Here is a 15,529-nt window from a genome sequence, read left to right on the forward strand (position 1 = left end):
CATGAATATTTTAGAAAAAATCGCCAACGAGTTAGATACGTTCAGTAAATCTGAACGTAAGGTGGCGGAAGTAATATTATCTTCTCCCAGTACTGTTATTCATGCCAGTATCGCAGCATTAGCTAAGCAAGCAAATATCAGTGAACCCACTGTTAATAGGTTTTGTCGTCGTTTAGATACTAAAGGTTACCCTGACTTTAAACTTCACTTAGCGCAAAGTTTGGCAAATGGTACACCTTACGTTAACCGGCACGTTGACGAAAATGATACGGCTGATGAATACACGGATAAAATTTTTGAATCAACCATGGCAAGTCTTGAATTAGCCCGTAAAAGTTTAGATGCTAATGTGATCAACCGATCGGTTGATGTATTAACACAAGCCAATAAAATTTCATTTTTTGGGCTAGGTGCTTCTGCTGTTGTTGCACATGACGCTTTAAATAAGTTCTTCCGCTTTAATGTCCCTGTCGTTTATTTCGATGACATATTAATGCAACGTATGAGTGCTATTAATAGTCGTCAAGGCGATGTAGTGGTGGTTATTTCACATACAGGACGAACAAAGTCACTGGTTGAAGTTGCAAGTTTAGCCAAAGAAAATGATGCGATTGTTATAGGAATTACAACCGCGGGTAGCCCTTTATCAAAAGAATGTAATATCGTTTTATCTGTTGATGTTGCTGAAGATACCGACTTATATATGCCCATGTCATCACGTATTGCTCAACTTGCACTTATTGATGTGCTGGCAACCGGGTTTACATTAAGACGTGGCACGAAATTTAGAGATAATTTAAAGAAAGTCAAAGATAGTTTACGTAGCTCACGTTTTGAGCGTAAAGACTAACTATCAATATTAATGAAGACAAACCTCAATATTTGTCTTCAACAATCACTCCATTATATAATAAGGATTAAGATGCCTAGAAGAACGAAAATTGTAGCGACCTTAGGGCCAGCCACTGATGACAAAGCCGTATTGAAAGAAGTACTAGCCGCTGGTGTAAATGTGGTTCGATTGAACTTCTCTCATGGTATTCCTCAAGATCACATTGATCGTGCTAACAACGTACGCGAAATAGCTAAAGAATTGGGTATATATGTTGGCATTTTAGGCGATTTACAAGGCCCTAAAATACGTATTTCTACGTTTAAAGAAGGTCCCATTAGATTAGCGATCGGTGATAAGTTTGAACTTGATGCGACATTAGAAAAAGGTGAAGGCTGCCAAGAAAAAGTCGGTATTGATTACAAAAAATTACCACAAGACGTTATTCCTGGCGATATTCTTTTACTTGACGATGGTCGTGTGCAATTAAAAGTATTAAGTACACAAGGACAATCAGTTTTCACTGAAGTCACTGTCGGTGGCCCTTTATCAAACAATAAGGGCATTAACCGTCAAGGTGGTGGTTTAACCGCTCCAGCCTTAACCGATAAAGATAAAGAAGATATTAAGTTAGCGGCAAAAATTAACGTCGATTTCTTGGCGGTATCTTTTCCTCGTGATGCAGCAGACATGCGTGAAGCACGTTTATTAGCCCAAGAAGCGGGTTGTGATGCTCGTTTAGTGTCTAAAATTGAACGTGCAGAAGCAGTAAATGATGACAAGATCCTTGATGAAATTATTTTAGCCTCTGACGTTGTTATGGTTGCTCGTGGTGATTTAGGTGTTGAAATTGGTGACGCTGCATTAGTGGGTAAACAAAAACATATTATTGCTCGTAGTCGTCAATTAAACCGTGTAGTCATTACCGCGACGCAAATGATGGAAACGATGATTGAAAACCCGATGCCAACACGCGCTGAAGTTATGGATGTAGCAAACGCTGTGCTTGATGGTACTGATGCAGTTATGCTGAGCGCTGAAACTGCCGCGGGTAAATACCCAGTAGAAACAGTAAAAGCAATGGCATCTGTATGTATTGGCGCTGAAGAACATCGCTCGGTCAACATTTCAAACCACCGTAATGAACTCACTTTTTCTGAAATTTCAGAAACCATCGCAATGTCTGCTATGTATGCTGCAAATCATCTTGTTGGTGTTAAAGCGATCATATCTTTGACTGAATCAGGGCATACCAGCAAAATAATGTCGCGTATTACTTCTGGCTTACCTATATATTCTTTATCTCGTCACCAGAAAACACTCAATAAAACCGCTATTTACCGTGGTGTTTATCCTGTTGAGTTTGACTCTACTCATTTTTCAGACGAAGAATTGTCAAATGAAGTACTGAATAAAGTACTTCATAAATCAAATTTAAAAGTTGATGACATCGTTATATTCACTCATGGTGACATGATGGAAACTGTTGGTGCAACCAATACATTGAAAGTGTTAACGGTGACCAAAAAGCATTTAAGTTAATTAGATAAAGTTAAGCAATAAATAGGCACGTTAAAAAGGTAGCACTTTAGCTACCTTTTTTTATTGGCAAAATTTGCTTAAGGTAAGCAATGACGAATGTAAAAAACTTCAGTAAGATAGACCTTACGATATAACGTTAAAAAACTGATTATGATGATAAAAAAGGTTGCAGTGTTAACAAGTGGGGGTGATGCTCCCGGTATGAATGCAGCGATACGTTCGGTGGTACTTGCTGCCCATCACTATAAATTACAGACTATCGGTTTTTATTCTGGCTATAACGGTTTAATAGAAGACAGTTCAACCCCCCTAACCCCAGCAAGTGTTAATGGTATTATCCACCGCGGTGGCACTATTTTAAAAAGTGCTCGCTGCCCTGCTATGCATACTGAGCAAGGCTTAAAATTAGCCGCAGCAACACTGGAAAAAGAAGAAGTAGATGCATTAATTGTCATCGGTGGCGATGGTTCTTTTAACGGTCTACTCGCTTTAAATCAACATTGGACAGGCCGTATTATTGGTATTCCTGGAACCATTGATAATGATATTGACGGCACAGACTTCACCATTGGTTTTTCTACGGCGGTCAATACCGGTATTGAAGCTATTGATAAAATACGCGATACCGCAGAAGCTTTTGAACGCATTTTTATTGTTGAGTTAATGGGACGCCGTAGCGGCCATATCACTTTTAACGTTGGCATTGCTTGTGCTGCTGAGCAAATACTTTCCTTCGAGAACTTCTCTCAAGATGACGAGCAAGAAAAGCTTAGCCATTTAGCAAAAGAAATTAGCCGAGCACAGCAAAACAGGCATGCGAGTTACATCATTGTTATAGCCGAAAACCTTTGGCGAGGTGGGGCAACCGAGCTTGCAAGACAATTAAAGGAAACGGCAAACATTGACTGCACCGCTTGTATACTTGGCTATATTCAACGAGGAGGATCTCCTGTCGCTAAAGACCGAATTTTAGCAACAAAAATGGGCGTTGCCGCGGTACAAGAACTGATTGCAGGCAATGACAAAGTGATGATCGGAGAACGTAATAATCAGTTGTTAACGGTACCCCTTGCGGTTGCTGTTTTGCATAAAGAAAAAGTCAGTGAAAATTTAGTTTCAGCCCAAGAAAATATCCTCGCCCTTACCGCTCAGTAACGTTACCTCAACAAAAACGCCTATACAAAAGGGAATGAATAGGCGTTTAAAATTTCACAGAGTAATGAACGATAAGTTATATATCGAGGTCTTTACACCATTGACAAGCGGCAACAAACTCTTGTTGAATAAAAGTGGCATCAAGTGAGTACAACTCAATTAATTGATTTATATTTTCGCCATTACCCGTTATATATTTCATGGTAAAATCAAGTAATTCACCCAACAAGCCAGAATGATCAACTAACGCGTTTTCAATTGGAATAGCCAACGGCATTGTTTTAACAATTTCATTAATGGGCATGCGTAAAACAACTTCAATGGCACTTAATAAGCCAGTGATAAAAGCAAAATCACTGATCTCTTTAAAGACCCCTTCTTTTGCTAGTGAGGTCATCAATTTTGCAGTGATTAACGCTTGCTTCGATATTTCATCTGTTTTTTCTGACGTCAGCTTAGATAAAGCCAAAATAGTAACAAACTGTTTAAGTTTATCTTCACCTAAATAAGCTGCGGCTTGTTTTAGAGAAGTAATTTCAACCCGTGTTGATGTTGCAACATTGTTGACCATTTTTAATAAACCAACCGTCAAATTCACATCATGGCTGATGATAGTCGCGATAGTTTCAAAATCGAGTGGAGAATGAAATGTTTCACTGATTAAATTCAACATTTGAGTTTTTATTGGCGCAAGTATTTGCCCTTCTACCATTTCAGGTTCGTGATAAAAGTAACCTTGATAATAGTTAAAACCGACTTCTGCTAAGGCTTGTACTTGAAAATTGGTTTCCACTTTTTCTGCAGCAAGTTTAATGTCGTGATCTTTTAAACGTTCAAGTACTTTATGTAAACGTTTAGGATTAACCACTTCTATGTCAACTTTGATGATTGCTATATAAGGAAATAGCACATCCCACTTTTCGTCCAGATCATACTCAGTTAGTGCAATTTTATAACCTTTTTCGTGATAAAACTTAATGATTTTAAACAAACGCTCTGTCGGTAGTTTATGACCAACAAGTTCAATGACAATCGCGTTTTTATCAAACATTAATGGGTATTTGTTAACCAGACATTTTTCAGTAAAATTAATAAAAGCCAGCTTGCCCATGCTAATAGAACGAATGTCACCTTGGAGATGATTTTGAATGATTAATTTTGAGCTCGCGACGTCTTGATCAATATCAGGAAATTTATTATCAGGGCTATCTCTAAATAAAAGTTCGTAACCAATAGTGGTATGGGTTCTATCTAATATTGCTTGTCTTGCTATATAGGTGTTATACATATATTAAAACTAAAAATGTCATTGTGTATTATTAACTTTAACATACCTTACTTTTCTTACATTTGGAAAGTAAATAAGCCCTGAGGGCTTAATTTATTGAGAATTGAGCCTGTAATATATCTTTTGGTATTTTACAAAATAAATATATCTACTGATCTACAGTAAATATTTATATATTGTGATCAAGAAAGATCAATTGTTGATAAATCGCATCAGTCGCCAAATGGAAAAACTCATGATTAACATTACTGTAGGTGTCACTCGATTCGTGGTAGTTAATGTGAGTACCCACGCCAAAATAAATAAACGGGATCCCTGCCTGATGAAATACTCCATGATCACTCGATAATAACCATTTTATCCGACGGTTTCCTCTAAAGCTTTTAACCTTAAAGCCCTCTATTATTGGAATATCGAATGAATTTTGCAAAGCCGTTAATTGTTCTATATTACGATCGTTAAGTAATTGATTAAAGCCTCGGGTCATATAGCGTAATTTTTTTGTTCTTTTACTACCTGCCAACATATCTAAATTTATATTAATTTTAGTATGGCGCATAATATTTGGATGATCTTTAACAAACGCTTTAGCCCCTGTTAACTTAAGTTCTTCACCATCAGTAAAAAGTAAAATAATATTATGCTTTAAAGGATTTTTAATAAGTTGTTGAGCAATAGAGAGTAACGCAGACGTTCCTGATGCATTATCATCTGCTCCGTTGTAAATTTTGTTTCCTTTTTTACCGATATGATCAAAGTGCGCAGAAAAAACGATATAACTCTCTGTTTCCTGGTGGCCAGGGATCATCGCAATAATATTACTTCCGCTCATATGACTAAAAAACTTATGTCGATAATCTTTATTCAAAGGGGGTATTGAATGACTAACTAATTGATTAATTATATACTCTTGAGCTTTTCTATTACCAATACTATCAATTTTACGTCCAGCTAATTCGTCAGACGATAAGTAAGATAGATGCTCAAGTAATTGCTCTTTGTTAAGTGTAATATTCGCTATATCGACGATGGAAGCGCGAGCGTAGCCGCTTAAAGTCAGGTACATAAATAAACTTAACGTTAGTAACTTTTTAATGACCTAGCTCCTGCTTTTTTAAAAAATTCAATTTTGCTATGTATGTTTCATCAATGCTATTAATCCTGTTATACGAAATAGCCTTATCCATTGCTCGTTGTGCTTTTCTATTTTCATTTAAGGCATAATAAACTTTTGCTAAACCAAAATAAAAGGCATGTTCATGTTTATTTAGTTTTATCGCTTGACGATAATAAGCTAACGCTTGTTTGTTATTGGCTAAATAAAAGGCTTCATCTGCAAGTAAGGCAAAATAATATGGATTATTTTCTCTTTCATTTTTTAGTGTTTTTCTTATATTCGCTAACTCTTTTCTGTCTTTTTGATTATCAAGTAATAATGACATATTAGACATTGCAGTAAAGTTTTCAGGGTTAACCTCAAGTGCATATTGATAGCTTTTTTTAGCCAAGGCGACATGACCACTCATGCGGTACAAAATACCTAAGTTTGCCCAAGCCGGACTAAAATTTGGTGCTATGGTTGTTGCTGCTTTAAAATAGGCATAAGCTTTACTGAACTGTTTATTAACCAATGCTTGTGCTCCTTTATTGCTATAAAACATTGACAACACGTATGACTGGCTAATAATCGTTTTAGGAAATGACGCTTTAATAACAAAGGGATCAAAATCAATCGTTAAAATGTCACTACCGAATACAACTTGAGCATGTGGACTTTTAGGCTTAGTAACTACTAAATTCACGTGACCAGTTAACATATTATATGCACCATTTCGTACCCAATACTCAGGTATTTTAACCTCCTGAAAATCGACCGCTAACTGAGCTTCTTTGGCTAAAGCATAGGCCATAATAGTAAGCGATAAACAGTTCGCCTGTTGATTATTATATGCACCAATAGCACTGACATTAGCCGCACTGTTATAAGCTAAGGCTACATTGTCTTGATCAAATATATGTTTAAGTAATTTTGTTGCTCTTCTTTTTATATCCCGCTCAGTCATTAACTTTTCTTTTACCATTAGGCGCATTCGATCATCTAAAGCAAAGATGTCTTCTTTGCTTTCTACTTTCACAGCTTGGTAGTTAGGAAAATACTCATCAAAATATAGATTTTCATTCACATAAACATTTTTATGCGCTAACTTACCACTGGTTTGACATGCCGATAACAGTAAAGTTAAAAAGAATAAACAGAGCACTTTACTGAAATTATTTATAAAAATATTCATAAATCCTCCCATAAAAATGTAATGACCTTGGGAAAAAAATTCCGGTCTCTTAAAAGTATACTAGGGATCTCATATTTATTTATATTATTGAGGAATATTAGTAATCAGTAACTGTGATATTTTTTATAGAAGACTTTAGCTGGTTAGCTTATTAAACCCTAAATGGCGCTTTTGATAATGCTTGTGCTAGGGGAATATCTTGATAATAATTTGCGCGAACACTATGAATAAATTTTAGTGTTTTGAAGGCGTCAAACCAAACGTCTAACTGTTTATTAAATTGCTTTTCGCTATTATTTATTTGTTTCTTAACAAAACTATCAAATCCAATTTCAGTTAACGCTATGCTTACTGGTGTTGAGCGTTGTTGTAACCATGTTGGTAAATCAGCACGGTGATGCCATAAATCAGAAAATGAACACAGTGTAGATTTCAATAATATGAATATTTCAGGATGGTAGTAACAATAATCTTGCTTATTCTCTTGTAAGTCTAGAATTTTTTGTACTGCGGGCCCCGTGCCAAAAGGCACTCGCTGAGACGTTCTTGCTTCAAGCGTTACAATCACTTCTTCAATAAATTCAACATCGCCTAACTTAGCGAGTTTGTTTAATAAATAAAAGTCTTCACCTGCGCTTCTTTTTGGAAAACCGCGCGCTTGAACATAAACCTCCGCTTTAAAAGCTAAAAGACTACCAATAGTGAAAAAAGCATACGGTGAATTAGCATAATGTAAGCCGGCAACATAATAACGTAATGCGGTTTCATACAGAAAATTAGCCTGATGAACACGTTTATCATCGCTACTATGCTGAAAATTAAAACAACAAACTACCGTACTTTTATCGCGTGAATGAAGTGCACTAAAGTAATTGTCGGGTAAATAAGCATCGGCATCACTTGAGCAAATCCATGGCTGCTCTACTCTCTTTATCGAGATTAAATAAGCGCAGAGATCTGCGCCTATTTTACGGGCGAGCCCTACGCCCTGCTCTTTTTCTATCCCATGCGTAAACCTGTCAACCACTAAAAGCCAGCTCTGGCTTTGATGTACTTTAATTAATGTTAAGTTTTCATGCTGCCACGATATATCACCGCAAGAGAGTGAGTATTTGTGTAATGTTTTTTGAGGGTTAAGACTATTAACGTGGGTGTTTTTTAAATCTTTACTATAGCGTTCAGTGATTTGAGCAGCTGAAGATTGGGCTATTGGCTCGTTAATAACGACGACCATAAGCACAGGAGACTTTACAAGTGATGAAGCTAAAAAGCGCTCAATAAAAGCGCTCGTTTCTTGATAAGCAGGGATCACTAATACGTGTTCCACCAAAAATTCGTCAGGTAAAAGTAATTCGTGCTGAATTAATACCTCAACTTCATTTTCAGCATAGCGGCTAAAATATTGGTTAAATGCTTTTGACATCAGCTTAGCCTGTTAATACTTTATCGTTAAAGCATTAATGCAGAGCTGCTCTAAAAGGGAGTTTTGCACAAATTTCAGCTTCCAGCGTTAACACTTCGTCTAAACGTATATCGACTTCTTCTTTATCAAAATATTCGTATGCAAGCTCAATAAAAAGATTTTTATGCTTTTCTTCAGATTTTGCAATAGCGTCATATAAAACTTTATCTTTGCCTTCAGGTAATGCTTCAGCAATAAGAGAAAATCGTTCATAGCCTCTTGCTTCAATAACGCCAGCAACGATTAATCGGTCCATAAAAAAGACTTCAGTGCCATTGCGAAACGCCTTGCGAATTTGCGAGATATAAGGGTCTTTTGTGTCTGCACCCAACTGAATTCCACGCGCATTAATTAATTTTAACACTTGTTTAAAATGAATCAGTTCTTCGATAGCTAAATCAGCCATCGCTTTAACCATATTTTTCCTATCCGGATAATGTGAGATCATAGACATTGCCATACCTGAGGCTTTTTTTTCTGCGGTAGCATGGTCAAGTAAAAAGGCATTAAAATCAGCGAGTGCAACTTGCGCCCATTCTTTGGGAGTATGGTATTTAAGTTCAAACATAATAATACTTATTATTTATTGGCAGAGGAAATTTGCCCGCTATTTTATAGGAAAATAACGGGCGAACAAACATAAATGTTAACTTGTTTGTGAAACTATTTTATAGACTGCTTTGCCTAAATTTTTTCAAACGTAAACTGACTACAATAAATAATAACAGCCAATACATACTGCCACTGCTTGATTGCTCTGGATCTGTTTCTTTTGCCACTTCGGCATTAGGGACTAACGCAATTCCACCCGGATCGTCAATAATACCATTCACAAGGCCATCGGCATCATTTGCACCACCATCTTCAATCCATAAACGTACACATTGATGTCCTGCCGATAAACCGGCTTGATATAAATTGCTTTGCGGTGGTGGACATACATCGTTGTCTGCTGCGCTAGACGCTAAACTATTATTGCTGTTTTCCACAAAATTCTGCCAACCATTTAGACGGTTAAATTTTCGATAAAGCGAATTGTTTGGAATGCCATCATTTAAAGGGATAACAACATATGCAGATGCACCAAACGGAGTAACATTATGAATTTCAAAATCAAAATAATCACTACGATGATCATATTCATCGGTTGGCACTAAGCCTGTTGCATCCATTTCTTGTTGGCTCATTTGCACGCCATCCGAAAATTGCTGTAAAGCATATTTACCCAAACGTAATCTCAAGCCCGGTTCAGTTTCCATCAATTTAGTTTCACCAGCGTTTACATGCAATGGCTGGAGATAGGCAATATTGTTATTGTCAAGAAATGCTGGAACACCATCGTTGTCATTATCAGCATAGCCTTCAATATTGTCAGCAATACCATCACTGTCGGTGTCACTGCCATCGAGTCGAGCTAAAGTGTCATTAACAGGGATATTAAGGCGATGTGTTTGTGATAATTCGCCGTTACCATTATCGGTAACACTGACTTCTACCACAATTAAACGCTGTATTTCATCAGGTAAAAGAAATGAATCTGGTTGTAAATAAACTTTTAATTGATTCGCGCTTATTTCGGCATTGATATACTCAGGCAATAACCAATTAATGATGTGTAAATCATCAGGGTTAACATCCTTTATTTTTAATTCGATCGTCACTTCACCTTGATCTTTACTAATGCTTGAAACGGCTATGTTATTTTGCGTCATGCGCAACTCTGTCACCGGTACAATGTTAGTTTCAGTAATAACAATGGTATGGGTTTTGTGTACACCCGCATTTATTTCACTGCCAAAGCTCAATATAAGTTGTTCATCATTTTCTGCTTGAAAGTCTTTATTGATCAAGACATCAATAAAGCCTGAGGTTCCCTCATTAATAACCACTTTATTATCGGCTATCTTATAATCAAGTGAGTCAGCATTACCTGAAATAGCAAAAGGTAATTCAATAGGATAATAAGGTGCTTCGCCTGATAGAAGAACTTCTACTCTAGCTGTTACACCTTCACCTAATATTTGCGTGGCACTAAAATTCACTAACGGATAAACATTAAGGATTTGTTGTATGGTTGAAACATTTCCTGCATCGTCAACCGCGCGCCAAGTAATATTGTAAACCCCAGAGGTAATATGCTTTTGACCCTGTTCAAAGCCAACGGGCGTTAATGAGCAACAATTAGCGCCGTCACGTCCATCTTCAACAGAAACTTCCGTTAGCCTAACCAACTGCTCGCGTGTTAGTGCGGTAAAGGTATGGTTAGCGTCAAGGTGCACAGCTTCAGGTACCGTGATCACCGGCGCATAATCATCAATTAATGGATTGGTGTTATTGCGCTCTTCATCTACGTTTAAGGTGCCGTCAGAATCTGTATCAGCTAAAGCATCATTAACGTTTAATGGGTTAAAGCCATATTGAAGCTCAAAAACATCACTCATGCCGTCATTGTCATCATCAGGGTCAGCATTATTACCTAAGCCATCTTCATCAGAATCTGTTGACTCAGAGGCATCTTCTGGAAAGTCATCTTGAGAGTCAATCACACCATCATTGTCATCATCGGGATCGGCATTATTGCCAATACCATCCCCATCAGTATCAGTATCTTCAGCTGCATTAAATGGAAAGGCATCATCAATATCAAGCACACCATCATTATCGTCGTCACTGTCACTGTTATTGCCAATACCGTCATTATCACTATCTTGAGACTCATCAGCGTGAAACGGAAAAAGATCGTCACTATCAGGGACACCATCGCCATCGTCGTCGTCATCGGTATTGTTACCTATGCCGTCACCATCGGTATCGAGTCTCTCAGTAAAGTCTAATGGAAAGTCGTCAATGGAGTCTACGAAGCCATCATTATCATCATCACTATCGTTATTATTACCAACGAGATCGCCATCGCTATCAAGTGTTTCTGAAGCATCTAAGGGAAAGGCATCTTCTGAATCAGGGATTCCATCACCATCATCATCAGTATCTGCATTATTACCCAGTAAATCACCATCAGTATCTAAGTACTCATTAACATCAAATGGAAAGGCATCTAAGCTATCAATAAACCCATCATTGTCATCATCAGCATCAGCATTATTACCGATACCATCACCATCTGAATCAGAGTCTTCAGCGCCGTTTAATGGAAAAGGATCATTTATATCTAAAATGCCATCACCGTCATCATCGGTATCTGCATTGTTACCCGTTCCATCAGTATCAGTATCTACATACTCACTTGCATCTAATGGGAAGGCATCGTTGCCGTTGGCAATACCGTCACCATCTATATCAGGGTCGCTGTTATTGCCTATAAAGTCACCGTCGGTGTCTTCCCACTCTGTTGGATCAAATGGGAAAAGGTCCGCAGAATTAACGATGCCGTCACCAACACCCGTAAAATCGTGCGTGTCAATATCAAGATCGGTATTATCAGCGACACCATCACCATCAGTATCTGTGGTTGCTAGTGGTAAAAGTGAGTTTGCCAGTGTTTCATTTATATCTAATATGCCATCATTATCATCATCGGTATCAGCAATGTTGCCCGTACCATCGCCGTCAGTATCTATTGACTCAGTGCCATCTAAAGGAAATCTATCATTACCGTCAGCTACGCCATCGCCATCATCATCATCATCAGCAAAATTTCCTATTCCATCACCATCGGTATCAATATATTCGGTTGCGTCTAATGGAAAAGTGTCATTGGCATCAATCACACCATCGTTATCATCATCGGCATCAGCGTTGTTACCTATGCCGTCAAAATCACTGTCTATCGATTCACTTGCATCAAGCGGAAAAGGGTCACTACTGTCAAAAACACCATCATTGTCATCATCTGTATCAGCATTGTTACCGGTACCATCACCATCAGTATCAATAAATTCAGCACTGTCTAGCGGAAAAGCATCGTTAACATTTAAGCGACCGTCTCCATCAGCATCGGTATCGCCATTATCGCCGACACCATCATTATCAGTGTCTAACCATTCACTAGCATCTAAAGGAAAGTCATCACTGATATCAGGAATACCATCGCCAACCCCAGTAACATCATGAGTGTCGTCATCGGTGTCAGCATTATTACCAACATTGTCACCATCGGTATCAAACCACTCCAAGTCGTTATTTGGATAAATATCAATACCATTTGCATAACCGTCGCCATCGGTGTCGTTATCAGCATTATCTCCTATGCCATCATTATCAAGGTCACTTTGTTCTGAGTTATATAGCGGAAACGCATCGTTGACATCTAAAATGCCATCACCGTCATCATCGGTATCGGTATTATTACCTATGCCATCAAAGTCAGTATCAAGTTGTTCTGAATTATCGAGAGGAAATGCATCATATAAGTCAATAACACCGTCACCGTCATCATCGGTATCAGCGTTATTACCGATAGTATCGCTGTCAGTATCATCCCACTCTGCTGGGTTAAGTGGGTATACATCAACTACATCAACAACCCCGTCACCATCATCATCAAGGTCAACCGTATTGCAAAGCGTATCTCCATCGGTATTTAACCATTCGAAAGCGTTTTCGATAGCAGGGTCATAAATATCAATAACGGCATCGCCATCACGGTTGTTATCAGAAATATCAGGTATCCCATCACCGTCATCATCAGGGTCAGCGTTATTACCGACACCATTTAAATCGGTGTCATACCATTCTGTAGCATCGCTTGGAAATAAGTCATAAGCACCGCCAATAATAACCGTATCATCATAGCCATCGCCGTCGGCGTCAAGAAGAGGCGTAGGTAGAAGACATTGCACGGCTGCATGAGCAGAGAAGTTGATCATAATCGCTGATATAAGTAAAACAGCTTTTAAACGAATTTTTAATGGCATAAATATTCCCACCAATAACTGATATTTATAACTTGTTACGACAAGTTATTACGTCTTGAAATTAAAAAAGTGCCAATGTAGTAGCGAATATTCTTAATCTCATACTTCACATTGTAAACTTTACCAAAAAAAACGGTTGGCCTTTTGTTAAAATAATTTATTGATCAAACTTAATAATCTAAGCCACGGCCAAAACGATAACTCAACCCTATATAAGCAGAGGTTACAGCGCCGAATTCAGAAAAACTGGGTTGATATTTCACCCCGAAATTTATCGATGTATTACGGTCAAGTTTGTAATAAGCGCCAACACCTATGACGGCATTAATATCACTTTTTTCAGAAAAGTATCGAACTTCTTCCTCTAAGCCTGGTGTTTCAGGCCACGTAAATTTATTTTCGGTCAGGGCTGCTGATGCTCCGACTTGATATTCGATAGTAAGATTTTTAAAAAAAGAGTTATAGCTTTGTATTTTGTGACGATAACTGAGCAGCGCATCAATAGTATCTATTTTGAAAAACAACTCATCGTTATTCCACTCAACTTTTACGTCATCTAAACTGCTATAAGCAACAGTCCAATATAAATTACTGCCTTTGGTAAAGGTGTCTGCTAATGCAAAACTGTAACCTTTACTCGTAGACTCTTGCCCTTTGTGAAAGTTACCGGCTATTTCTAGCGCGTTTACATGAGAAGCAAGAAAACTTGTCGCAATAAAAACGCCACCAACGGCAAAAACATTCCGCAGCTTACTTAAATTTTTAGACATTATAGTTTTTTGAACATGAGTTGTTTGCAACGCTAAATTTTCTTGTTCGTTGTTACTTATATTATTTATCACTATTTATACCACCATCAAAAATTTGACTGTTTACTGCATTCACATTAAATGCGTAATCGATTTTAGAAATATGCAATTTTTAAACCATAAAATTTTAAAAAATATAAACAAAGGTATGTTACTGTTATTTTTTACTCATCTTTATTTAATCGATAAATTTCTATGTTTAGAATTATTAATAATATTATTGATCGTTGTTTTTTTACCATAACATTTATTTTAGGTGTGCAACTACCTGGATTAATCATTCAATATAAGCACCGACTTTCTGGACATTTATCTGAAGCAGAATTGCATTTAGTACAATTTCAAACCCTTGCTGATCGACATTATCAAGGTGATTTATCTGCCATGATAATAAAATACCAAGCTAATTCAGAGCCCTCTATTGTTAATACCGCTGAAATCATTAAGCAATTAATGTTAAGAGTTGACTATTTACAATCACAACTTAGCGGTGTAACGAACAACGCTTATATCGAACAAGTTTATAACTTTATTATTTATGCTGACAGAACCATTATTAAAGATACCTTAACTGATTTTTCAATCACTATTCCATTGGCACTAAATGCACTCGTTACTGGTGCTGTAATCGCTATTGTTGGTTTATTAATTAAAGAAATAGTTGGCTACTTGATCAGAGTGATAAGTAAAAAAATGTCGTCAGAAAAGCAACTCAAAAAACGATAACATCATCTCAATTACGCCTTCGATACCCTATTGTAATGACACAGCAAGGTTATAACTGATGAACACAAGGCATGGATTCACGACTCTGATTGTTTTCGAGCGTGTTACCTACTTAAAAGGACGGTGCACTTAAGAGAGAAATTTGCAAAAGATTTAAAATAAAAAAGGCTGCCGAAGCAACCTTTAATAAACATATTCTCATGTATCATAAAATACAAAAAGAAATGCGCTAACTATTATTTTAACGCTATGGTTTAATTAGCCGTTACCGTTTTCAACGCGACTCTTTAATTTTTGTCCTGGACGGAAAGTAACAACTTTACGAGCAGAAATTGGAATATCTTCACCCGTTTTAGGGTTACGGCCTGGGCGTTCGCTTTTTACACGAAGGTCAAAGTTACCAAAACCAGAAAGCTTTACTTGCTCGCCACTTTCTAGAGTTTCGCGTATTTCTTCAAAAAACACCTCAACCATATCCTTTGCGTCGCGTTTGCTCAGCCCAACTTTCTCAAATAAATGTTCTGCTACTTCTGCTTTCGTAAGCGCCATT

General features: G+C 37.4%; 12 protein-coding genes. 4 read left to right on the top strand and 8 right to left on the bottom strand.

All coding sequences use genetic code 11. The features are described 5' to 3' along the window. The first annotated feature begins 1 nt into the window (after position 1). The 3 genes from H4J39_RS00760 (at position 2) to H4J39_RS00770 (ending at position 3,529) form a co-directional block, all read left to right on the top strand. Positions 2 to 850, top strand: a complete 849-nt coding sequence (locus H4J39_RS00760; RefSeq protein ID WP_182179949.1) for a MurR/RpiR family transcriptional regulator — start codon at positions 2 to 4, stop codon at positions 848 to 850. A gap of 72 nt (positions 851 to 922) precedes the next feature. Beyond that, complete coding sequence (pyk, locus tag H4J39_RS00765) at positions 923 to 2,374, top strand: pyruvate kinase (protein ID WP_182225555.1); 1,452 nt, start codon at positions 923 to 925, stop codon at positions 2,372 to 2,374. A gap of 153 nt (positions 2,375 to 2,527) precedes the next feature. After that, positions 2,528 to 3,529, top strand: coding sequence for an ATP-dependent 6-phosphofructokinase (locus tag H4J39_RS00770; protein WP_404842674.1), 1,002 nt, complete (start codon positions 2,528 to 2,530; stop codon positions 3,527 to 3,529). Positions 3,530 to 3,605: 76 nt separating this feature from the next. Here the strand turns inward: H4J39_RS00770 and H4J39_RS00775 are convergent, their stop codons facing one another. The 7 genes from H4J39_RS00775 to H4J39_RS00805 all read right to left on the bottom strand — a co-directional run bounded on the left by H4J39_RS00775 (position 3,606) and on the right by H4J39_RS00805 (position 14,286). Then, positions 3,606 to 4,817, bottom strand: coding sequence for an EAL and HDOD domain-containing protein (locus tag H4J39_RS00775; RefSeq protein WP_182225557.1), 1,212 nt, complete (start codon positions 4,815 to 4,817; stop codon positions 3,606 to 3,608). 169 nt (positions 4,818 to 4,986) lie between these two features. Next, positions 4,987 to 5,883 (bottom strand): M28 family peptidase, encoded by an 897-nt coding sequence (locus H4J39_RS00780; protein WP_182225558.1) that lies wholly within the window; start codon positions 5,881 to 5,883, stop codon positions 4,987 to 4,989. Positions 5,884 to 5,908: 25 nt separating this feature from the next. Then, a complete protein-coding gene (locus tag H4J39_RS00785) occupies positions 5,909 to 7,108 on the bottom strand; it encodes a lipopolysaccharide assembly protein LapB (protein ID WP_182225559.1) in 1,200 nt (399 codons plus the stop codon). Positions 7,109 to 7,259: 151 nt separating this feature from the next. After that, complete coding sequence (locus H4J39_RS00790; protein WP_182225560.1) at positions 7,260 to 8,531, bottom strand: hypothetical protein; 1,272 nt, start codon at positions 8,529 to 8,531, stop codon at positions 7,260 to 7,262. A gap of 34 nt (positions 8,532 to 8,565) precedes the next feature. Next, the gene (locus H4J39_RS00795; protein WP_182179935.1) at positions 8,566 to 9,138 is read right to left on the bottom strand and encodes a tRNA-(ms[2]io[6]A)-hydroxylase; all 573 of its coding nucleotides are present in this window, start codon (positions 9,136 to 9,138) and stop codon (positions 8,566 to 8,568) included. Between the two features lie 100 nt (positions 9,139 to 9,238). Next, on the bottom strand, positions 9,239 to 13,444 hold the full coding sequence (locus tag H4J39_RS19010; RefSeq protein WP_182225561.1) for a thrombospondin type 3 repeat-containing protein: 4,206 nt from the start codon (positions 13,442 to 13,444) through the stop codon (positions 9,239 to 9,241). A 170-nt stretch (positions 13,445 to 13,614) separates the two neighbouring features. Continuing rightward, positions 13,615 to 14,286, bottom strand: a complete 672-nt coding sequence (locus tag H4J39_RS00805) for a hypothetical protein (RefSeq protein WP_182225562.1) — start codon at positions 14,284 to 14,286, stop codon at positions 13,615 to 13,617. A gap of 162 nt (positions 14,287 to 14,448) precedes the next feature. Between H4J39_RS00805 and H4J39_RS00810 the strand changes: the two genes are divergently transcribed. After that, positions 14,449 to 14,979 carry a DUF2937 family protein gene (locus tag H4J39_RS00810; RefSeq protein WP_182225563.1) on the top strand — a complete coding sequence of 177 codons (531 nt, stop codon included), beginning with the start codon at positions 14,449 to 14,451 and terminating at the stop codon, positions 14,977 to 14,979. A gap of 258 nt (positions 14,980 to 15,237) precedes the next feature. Here H4J39_RS00810 and H4J39_RS00815 read toward each other — a convergent pair whose 3' ends face one another. Next, positions 15,238 to 15,528 (bottom strand): integration host factor subunit alpha, encoded by a 291-nt coding sequence (locus H4J39_RS00815; RefSeq protein ID WP_070373739.1) that lies wholly within the window; start codon positions 15,526 to 15,528, stop codon positions 15,238 to 15,240. Between the last annotated feature and the right edge of the window lies 1 nt (position 15,529).

Origin of the sequence: Colwellia sp. Bg11-12 (assembly GCF_014076955.1) — a bacterium.
Taxonomy (GTDB): Bacteria; Pseudomonadota; Gammaproteobacteria; order Enterobacterales; family Alteromonadaceae; genus Colwellia_A.

Bases quoted from the DNA above. Each gene is read 5' to 3' on its own strand.
- H4J39_RS00760 (WP_182179949.1), top strand. From the start codon at position 2: ATGAATATTTTAGAAAAAATCGCCAACGAGTTAGATACGTTCAGTAAA.
- pyk (WP_182225555.1), top strand. From the start codon at position 923: ATGCCTAGAAGAACGAAAATTGTAGCGACCTTAGGGCCAGCCACTGAT.
- H4J39_RS00770 (WP_404842674.1), top strand. From the start codon at position 2,528: ATGATAAAAAAGGTTGCAGTGTTAACAAGTGGGGGTGATGCTCCCGGT.
- H4J39_RS00775 (WP_182225557.1), bottom strand. From the start codon at position 4,817: ATGTATAACACCTATATAGCAAGACAAGCAATATTAGATAGAACCCAT.
- H4J39_RS00780 (WP_182225558.1), bottom strand. From the start codon at position 5,883: ATGTACCTGACTTTAAGCGGCTACGCTCGCGCTTCCATCGTCGATATA.
- H4J39_RS00785 (WP_182225559.1), bottom strand. From the start codon at position 7,108: ATGAATATTTTTATAAATAATTTCAGTAAAGTGCTCTGTTTATTCTTT.
- H4J39_RS00790 (WP_182225560.1), bottom strand. From the start codon at position 8,531: ATGTCAAAAGCATTTAACCAATATTTTAGCCGCTATGCTGAAAATGAA.
- H4J39_RS00795 (WP_182179935.1), bottom strand. From the start codon at position 9,138: ATGTTTGAACTTAAATACCATACTCCCAAAGAATGGGCGCAAGTTGCA.
- H4J39_RS19010 (WP_182225561.1), bottom strand. From the start codon at position 13,444: ATGCCATTAAAAATTCGTTTAAAAGCTGTTTTACTTATATCAGCGATT.
- H4J39_RS00810 (WP_182225563.1), top strand. From the start codon at position 14,449: ATGTTTAGAATTATTAATAATATTATTGATCGTTGTTTTTTTACCATA.
- H4J39_RS00815 (WP_070373739.1), bottom strand. From the start codon at position 15,528: ATGGCGCTTACGAAAGCAGAAGTAGCAGAACATTTATTTGAGAAAGTT.